This window comes from Bacteroides timonensis, assembly GCF_000513195.1.
In the GTDB taxonomy this organism is placed as follows: Bacteria; Bacteroidota; Bacteroidia; order Bacteroidales; family Bacteroidaceae; genus Bacteroides; species Bacteroides timonensis.
Window position 1 is genome coordinate 20,060 of record NZ_CBVI010000010.1, and the last position, 8,184, is coordinate 28,243.

General features: G+C 44.9%; 5 protein-coding genes. All 5 read right to left on the reverse strand.

What is annotated here, in order from left to right; all coding sequences use genetic code 11:
• Nucleotides 1-12 precede the first annotated feature (12 nt).
• Nucleotides 13-840 carry a glycerophosphodiester phosphodiesterase family protein gene (locus tag BN161_RS03335; protein ID WP_244436404.1) on the reverse strand — a complete coding sequence of 276 codons (828 nt, stop codon included), beginning with the start codon at nucleotides 838-840 and terminating at the stop codon, nucleotides 13-15.
• Nucleotides 841-915: 75 nt separating this feature from the next.
• Nucleotides 916-2,649, reverse strand: coding sequence for a RagB/SusD family nutrient uptake outer membrane protein (locus BN161_RS03340; protein WP_044263112.1), 1,734 nt, complete (start codon nucleotides 2,647-2,649; stop codon nucleotides 916-918).
• A gap of 18 nt (nucleotides 2,650-2,667) precedes the next feature.
• Complete coding sequence (locus BN161_RS03345) at nucleotides 2,668-6,171, reverse strand: TonB-dependent receptor (protein WP_044263114.1); 3,504 nt, start codon at nucleotides 6,169-6,171, stop codon at nucleotides 2,668-2,670.
• A gap of 96 nt (nucleotides 6,172-6,267) precedes the next feature.
• Nucleotides 6,268-7,320 carry a FecR family protein gene (locus tag BN161_RS03350; RefSeq protein ID WP_044263117.1) on the reverse strand — a complete coding sequence of 351 codons (1,053 nt, stop codon included), beginning with the start codon at nucleotides 7,318-7,320 and terminating at the stop codon, nucleotides 6,268-6,270.
• 65 nt (nucleotides 7,321-7,385) lie between these two features.
• Nucleotides 7,386-7,985: an RNA polymerase sigma-70 factor gene (locus BN161_RS03355; RefSeq protein WP_044263120.1), complete on the reverse strand. Its 600-nt coding sequence runs from the start codon at nucleotides 7,983-7,985 to the stop codon at nucleotides 7,386-7,388.
• Nucleotides 7,986-8,184 lie beyond the last annotated feature (199 nt).

Genomic DNA, 8,184 nt, shown 5'->3' on the forward strand with positions numbered 1-8,184 from the left:
ATTTGATTTTAATTATCTTCTACCGATTTTCTTTAAATATGCATCCAATAAGAATGGGTGGTCGCTGAAAATGATGTTTGCGCCTTTGCGTAAGAGCCAGCCGTAGCTGTTGTTCGGGTCGTTCATTGCCAGTTCGTCATCATGCCCTCCATTGAATTCTGCCCATAAGGAATTGTACCAGATACGGAAACCATGGTCTTTTATCTCCTTTGCACGGTCTATGGCGGGGAAGTCGTCCCGTTTGAAGGAGAGACTGATAACAGGTGTCTTTATATGCTCCATAAAGTCATCCAGCTTCTCATTATCTCCTTCACCTTTGCAGACTAATACAGGAATGTAAATGAGTCCTTCCAATAATTTTCCATAGTTATCCGCTACTTCTTTACTGTTCTTGGTTCCACGCAGAATGATTTGGTTGAGACATCCGTGTTGCCTGGCTACTTCTATAACTTTTTCTTTAACCGGTTGCCATTTATCGACTTGAATAAGAATTTTTCCTTTGGCAAGTTCCAACACTTCATCCAATGTCGGAATACGCTGACGGGTTACAACACCAATGGGGCTTCGCAAATATAACTTCTTTAATTCAGCCAAAGTGTAATCGGATACTTTTCCTTTTCCGGTGGTAGTCCGGTCTATTGTTTTATCATGCATCATTACGATAACGCTGTCTTTAGTCATTTGCACATCGATTTCAATGCCGTCAAAACCGGCATCAATACAGCTTTGATAAGCTTGGAGAGAGTTTTCCGGTGCATTGCGCCAGTCGCCACGGTGAGCGAAAATCATCACATAGTCCGACTTGCCACCATCATTTAGTTTATCCAGAAGGAAGCTCATTCTGTTTTGCTGCCCGTAGGACGGGGCAGCAAAAAGAAGTAATATATAAATAATATACCTATTCATCGTGAAATCTTAATCAAAGTTCGTACTATCTGTCCATCCCGGATTCTGTGTCAGTACACCTCCGGTTACGACGCGTTCACTTGCCGGTATCGGCCATAAGTAGTCTCTGGTTTCATCCCTGGTTATTTTTATCTTATCCAGTGCATAGATGTAGCCGGAAGTTTCATTGGATAATATGACATCTTTGCCCAGTTTTTTTGCAGTACCTTTAAAGTTACCTTTATCTGTAGAATAAAGCAAGAGGTCATTGGTTCCGTTCGCATCCATATCGTATTCACCTTCGGAAGGGAAGTAGCAACCATAGAAAGGTTTCGTCAGTTGCTGTCCTTCTTTCCAACGGAAGATATCCCATAGGCGGAAACCTTCCATTGCCAACTCTATGGTGCGTTCCCGGCGTATTTCAAGGATGACGCCTGTGTTTGCGCTTTGGGTTACGTTGGGATAATATTCTGCCATCAGAGGGTCGATGTCTGAGTTTGCTTCATACATATTCAAGTCGGGCATTTTGGCACGGGCACGCAGTTTATTGATGGAGATATCTAAATCGTTTTGAGTGAGTGTACCCAATTCCGCTTTTGCTTCTGCATAATTCAGGTAGACTTCGGCTGCACGGAATAAAGGCCAGTCTGTGAATGCTTTGTTGGCACCGTCGTATTTGGATTCTCCTACAAACTTGATGGGCTGGTAACCGGTTAATGCAGTCAGATCATTAGCTGTAACTTTGGAAGCACCGGTTTGAATATATCCCGGACACAGAACGGTTTGTTGCATACGGGGGTCACGGTTTGTGGTTTCCGTTACAAAGTCATCTGTTTGCCAGCCTGCCTTGTCCGAATAGCGTGTTCCATCTGCCATCAGGTAATGGTTCATGAAGCGTCTGGTAAATCCCTGCCGTCCGTTCTTAATAGCAAAGGGTACCCCGTGCATTACGTTCGCTGTCTGGCTGTAAAGACGTGCCAATATCACTTCGTCCGTGCATGCATCTATGCTGTTGAACAGGGAACGATAAGGCGTTTCCCCTGTTGTATACAGTTTATATCCGCTCTCTTTTATAAAAGTCTCGCCAGCTTCTGCTACTTGCTTTAAATATTTGTCGGCATCATTCATACCACGATATTTGCGGTAGGTGCCTTCGTACAGTGCCACTCTGGTTTTCAGAGCCAATGCTGTCCATTTAGTTACTCTTGCAGTGCTTTTCTTGGCAGGTAACAGGCGGATGGCTTTATCCAAATCATTCATCACTGAGTCCATCACCAATCCCCGGTCATCACGCGGCTTGAATAATAATTCCTGATCTACTGATGTCAAAACCTGATTATACCAAGGTACATCTCCGTAGCGGCGCACCTTTACGTAATAGAAATAGGCTCGCATGAAGTATGCAACGCCGTCATACTCATTTCTGGCAGCCAGGTCCTTACACCTGTAAGAGTTTTGCAGATAGTAATTGATAGTGCGTAGTTTATCCCAGTTCCAGCCGTTTTCATCTGCTGCCGAACGTTGGCCCTGCAGCACGGCACCCAGTTCGCTGTCAATGTTGTCGTCTGCATTGGTAGCTACCACATCGTCTGCGTTCTCCAATTGGGTGTAAAATCCGTCTGTCCACAATTGCAGTTCGGTTGCAGAAGAGAAGAATGTTCCCGGACTTAGGGTGTCTTCCGGAGTCATGTTGAGTAAACCGTCACAAGCTGTTAAATTCATTATTGCCAAGAGGGCAATGCATAGTTTATTTATTGTTTTCATTTTCAATTCTATTTAAGATTAAAATGTAACGTCTATACCTACGGAGAAAGATTTGGAATAACCGTATCCCACTCCTGAACCTGCGTTGTAGGTGGAAGGGGTATTAGTCAGTTCCGGGTCTACCGTCTTATTATGTTTCTTCAGGGCCGACCAGTAGAACAGGTTTTCACCGGTGGCATATATGCGTACCGAATTAAGTATCTTCTTATTGATAGGTATGGTGTAACCTATTGTCAGGTTTTTGAGGCGAAGATAGGAGACATCTTGCAGGTAACGGTCGTTAGTTACTCCCAGTGCACCGCCACTATAAGAGGCATATCCTCTCTGCCGTGGGAAGTATGCGCCGGGATTTTCTTCACTCCAGCAATTTTGTAGGAAGTCTTTGTGGATGAAAGACAGTGAGGGAAAGGAGTAAGGTCCCCAGAAGTTATAGGCATAGGTGGTAGGATACCAGTCTTGTTTGCCAACTCCCTGGAAGAAAGCCGAAACATCGAAGCCTAACCAATTGGCTCCCAAACGGAATGTATATGAATAACGGGGCAAACTGTTACCAATGATTCTTTTGTCACCTGGATCGGAAACTGTACCGGAACCTTCTGATATAACCTTGTCATCATCCAAGTCTCTGAACCGTACATCTCCGGCTCTTAAATAGTTGTCTTTTTTTGAGCTATATACACGTCCATTGACGGCTTTATCATTATATTCAGCCTGATAGGCGGCGGCTTCTTCATCTGTCGCAAATAAGCCGTCTACTTTGTATCCCCAGATTTCGCCTAAAGTCATCCCTTCATAGTAGTCAGATATCAGCTTGTCCGGATTATTGTATCTGGTTATCTTGGAAGTATAATCACCGATAGTGGCCGAAACATTATACTTGAAGGGTTTACCGGCCAAATTGAACTGGTCATTCCATGCCATATATAATTCCCAGCCTTTTGTACGCAAGTCGGCACAATTCTCTTTCGGGGTTTTTGCTCCATATACAGAGGGCAGGGTCAGGGAAGTGGTCAACATATCTTTGGTGTCGCGCATAAATACATCAGCGGTTACATTCAGGCGGTTGTTGAAGAAGCCGAAGTCCAGCCCCCAGTTATAGGTTGTCACAGTTTCCCAGGTTAACGAAGAGGATATGGGATCTGATATGCTGGCATAATTGGCTCGTTTCGTCCCGTCGAACGTATATTGCATCAGGTTATCTGTTGAAATTTTGTCTATATAGGCATAGTTGTTGACTTGTTGGTTGCCTAAACTACCCACGGAGAAGCGGAATTTGCTGTTGTTCCAAAAGGAGTGCAACGGTTCCCAGAAACTCTCCTGACTCATGCGCCATCCTATGGATGCCGAAGGGAAGAATCCCCAACGGTCTTTGGAGGCAAAACGGGAAGTGCCATCCCAACGGCCACTGATTTCTGCAAGATATTTACCTTCAAAATCATAATTGACACGACTGAAGAAACCTAAAGTACGGAATGCGGAAATAGTCTGCGTAACGGTGGACTCTCCTGTTGCGATACTCATGGAGCTAAGGTCTTTACTCAATAAATCATCTTTCTTTACAGATAGTTCGGTAGTGCGATAATCTTCAAATTGAGTGCCGGCTACAGCTTTGAAGTTATGTTTGTTTTTCCAAGTATGTTCATAAGTGGCATAGGCATTCACATTATGGTCGTCGATATCATGGTGTATCTCTTGGTAAAAATCGGTAATTGTATTTGAGGTGAACGTTGAGAATACTCCTTCTTGGCGGGAGTAATCGAATGGCATACTCCGCCTTTTATTCAACCGATTGCGGTTCTTGTATGCGTAAGAGGCGGTTAAAATGAGGTCCTCGGTTACTTTAAAATCAAGCTGGTTGGAGAGTATCCAGTATTTATTATCCCGTGAGTTGCGTGCTTCGTTGGCAGTGAGAAAGCCCCCATGACCGGCACCTAACGGAGAATTTGCCGTCAATTGGTTGACGTATTGCACTACAGAACCGTCGGGGTTGTGCGGCATGAATGACGATAAAATGTTGGATTGCAGGCTGTGAATAGTTTGTTGTTCATCATAATAACCTGCATATTTGTAACTTGTTGAGTTATAGTTTACGTTTGCAGAGTAGCGTAGGCGTGATGTCAGGTTGACGTTGAGTTTGGCGCGGAAAGAGTAGTTCTTATAGTTATCATCATAGATGTTGAAGATGCCATCCTGCGATAAGTATCGGCCGCTTATGAAATAATTCATTTTTTCATTGCCTCCCGTGAAGGAGACATTATGCTCTTGCTCGGGACGGGTTTTTCTGTAGAAGTAGTTGTACCAGTCGAAGTTGGCATAATAATAATACTTGCCGTCATCGCCTGTCACAGTCCAAGGGCGACTGGGATCTTCCGTCTTGTCGTTCCTGCGATCGTAGAGCATTTGCAAGTCATCTTCGGTATAGTTTGCCATTAACTTGCCTTGATAGGATTCGTAGAAATTATTTACGATATTTACGTGATCGTAGCCTGTTGATATAAAATCTGTAGAAGTGGTGTTTTGTTGCCATCCCAAACGGCCATTGTATGAAATGGTTGCTTTTCCGTTCGTGTTCTTTCCGTTCTTTGTAGTGATGAGGATGACGCCTGAGGAAGCTTTGGCCCCATAGATAGCTGCTGCGGATGCATCTTTCAACACTGAAACAGACTCGATGTCATTTGGGTTTATTTGGCTTAAGTTTACTTCCATTCCATCTGCAAGGACCAAAGGATTACCACCATTAATGGAGGCGACACCTCGAATATCTACACTATAACCGGAGTCCAAGGAACCGGAGTTGAAGGTAAGATTCACGGAAGGGTCTGCGCCTTGCAAGGCTCCGGCGGCGGAAGTTACAGGTCGGTTGTTGATGTCTTCGGCAGAAATCGTGGCGACTGCACCTGTTAGATTTGCTTTCTTTTGAGAGCCGTATCCTACGACTACGACTTCATCCAACATCTCACTGTCTTCTTTTAAAGTCACTTTAGATAAAGCTTTGTCACTTGCTTTGAACTCCAAAGTCTTATAACCTATGAAGGAAATGGTGATTTTGGCGTCTTCCGGAACATTGGCTAGTGTATACTCGCCGTCTACATTGGTGATGGTACCCAAAGTAGTTCCTTTCACGGTAATACTTGCTCCGATCACCGTTTCTCCCTTTTCATCGATAATCGTTCCGGTAATCGTCTTCGCCTTCTGATTGACAGCCTCCTTCTGCAACAGTACTACTACCTTGTCTTTCTCCATTCTGTAAGTAAGCTCCTTTCCCGCCAGCACTTTCTGCAAAGTCTGTTCGATGGTGGCATTGCTTACGTTGAAGGAAACGGGCTGGTCGAGTCCTGCCAGTTTCTCATTGTAGAAGAACTTGTAGTCGCTTGCCTGCTCAATCTTTTTCAGTGCGGCACGCAACGGCGTGTTTTCCACAGTGACGGTGATCTGCGAGAAAAGACTGAGTGATACACTCAAGAACATGGTGAGGCAAAGCACCCGCATAGTTCTTAGATTCTTTGGTTTCCTGTTTTTCATATCAAATAAATTAAGTTGGTTTGATAGGTATACAGGCTTCCTTATGCCGCCGTCCAAGCGGCTTCTCTCTTTTAACTCACATTAACAAACCAACGGCTATTTCTCCTTTAATATAATGACTGAATCTTCCACTTCGTAGCGGAATGGAGAGGTCAGCATGATGATGTTCAAAGCATTCTGTATACCTCCACCGGGGATGGTACCGGTGAAACGTTCTTCTGAAATCTTGCGTGAGTCGATGCGTATTGTGACGTCATACACTCGTGAAAGGGTTTTCATGATGTTTTCCAGAGATTCGTTCTGGAAGTAGAGGTTGCCCTTCGTCCAGCTTACGTAATCGTCGGGATAAACTTTCTCGGTACTCAGTTTGCGGGTGGACTTGTTATAGTTTATCTTCTCTCCGGGGCTTAGGGTGGTAGAAGTGGATGGCGTGTGGATACCTACTTTTCCTTCCAGCAGAACGACGGTCACATTTTGGTCGTTGCTGTAGGCGCAGACGTTGAACACCGTACCCATTACTTTAACTTCCAGTTCGCCCACCTGCACAATGAAGGTGCGGTGAGTGTCGTGTGCCACTTTGAAGTAACCTTCTCCTTCCAATTGTACGCGGCGTTCGTTTGTTCCGAAGTCGCTCAGATAGCTGAGTTGGGAGGCGGAATTCAGGATGACGTCTGTACCGTCGGGCAGAACTACAGTGGCTTTGTCGCCCTTGTCGGCTTTCACAATGAAGGGTGAGCGGGTTTTATCGGCATTAGAGATACTTAGGATATTGTAAGTGAAGAAGGCGATGCAGATGGGAATGCAAATCATAGCCGCCCACCTTGCCCAGGCGGGAACCAATGCTTTGCCCGGAGTGCGCTTCATAGCGGGCTGCTGCGGTGTGTGTGTGGCAGCCGCGTCTTTGCCGGAAAGCCCGGATACTTCGGAAGTTCCGGAAGCCTCTTTAAGAACTTCCGTCTTAATCCGGGCAAACATCTTATCGCGCAAGGCGGGACTGATGTCGGCGGCGGACTTCTCAAACTCCTTCTCCCACCATCCTGCCAGTTGGGCATTGTTGCGTATCCATCCTGCCAGTTCGCTGATTTCCGCTTCTGTGATGTCTCCTGCGAAGTATTTTTCGGCTAAGTTCTTATAATATTCTTTTTCCATCTTCTCTTACTTATTTCTATATGTGTATACAGTTACTTCCATTCTCTTGTCCAATTGTGCCGTTATTATTGCATTTCGTTAACAAAAAAGGCCCATAGGATGAGAATCAGCTTATCGTAATGCTTAATGAATTGTTCGCGCATGAACTTTACGGCAAGTGACAGTTGCGTGGCAACAGTGCTTTCCGAAATACCCATCTTCTCGGCTATTTCTTTATTGGTATAGCCTTGACGTTTGCTGAGCAGAAAGATTTTCTTGCGTGCGGGGGGGAGTTCTTCGGCCAGTGAGTCGATGTAGTCGTTCAGAAAGCGCAGGTCGGTGCTTTCTTCTGTCTGATGGTCCCGGTCGGGATTGCTTTTCAGCAGGTATTCGGTATAAATGTATTCCACCGTCTGATGCTGGTACATATTCATTGACAGGTTACGGGCTATGGTGCAAAGGTAGGAGATGAAGTTTTCAGCCGGGTCTATCTTCTCCCGCACCTCCCATATGCGGATAAATGTTTGCTGCACCACCTCTTCCGCCATATACTGATTGCCGGAAGAGAGACGCATCATAAAGTTGTAGAGCTTACCGCTATACAGGTTGTATAACTTCTCGAATGCCGGAAAGGAACCTTCCGTCAGGGATTGTAACAACTCGCTTATTTTATCGTTTGCAATCATGTGATTATTGATTTAGGCTTCAAAGGTATGCCTTGTGCTTACGGTAACAGGTTACAATATTATTAATAATTTCCGGAATAACCGCATAGTAACGCTTTAAAAATAAGTTGGTACATAAATGATAATTTAGCGGTGAGAATGAATAGGCAGAACTATCTCAATTCTCCTCCTCCTCGGAGGAGGAGTACCCGTAGGGGGA

Bases quoted from the DNA above. Each gene is read 5' to 3' on its own strand.
- BN161_RS03335 (WP_244436404.1), bottom strand. From the start codon at position 840: ATGAGCTTCCTTCTGGATAAACTAAATGATGGTGGCAAGTCGGACTAT.
- BN161_RS03355 (WP_044263120.1), bottom strand. From the start codon at position 7,985: ATGATTGCAAACGATAAAATAAGCGAGTTGTTACAATCCCTGACGGAA.
- BN161_RS03350 (WP_044263117.1), bottom strand. From the start codon at position 7,320: ATGGAAAAAGAATATTATAAGAACTTAGCCGAAAAATACTTCGCAGGA.
- BN161_RS03340 (WP_044263112.1), bottom strand. From the start codon at position 2,649: ATGAAAACAATAAATAAACTATGCATTGCCCTCTTGGCAATAATGAAT.
- BN161_RS03345 (WP_044263114.1), bottom strand. From the start codon at position 6,171: ATGAAAAACAGGAAACCAAAGAATCTAAGAACTATGCGGGTGCTTTGC.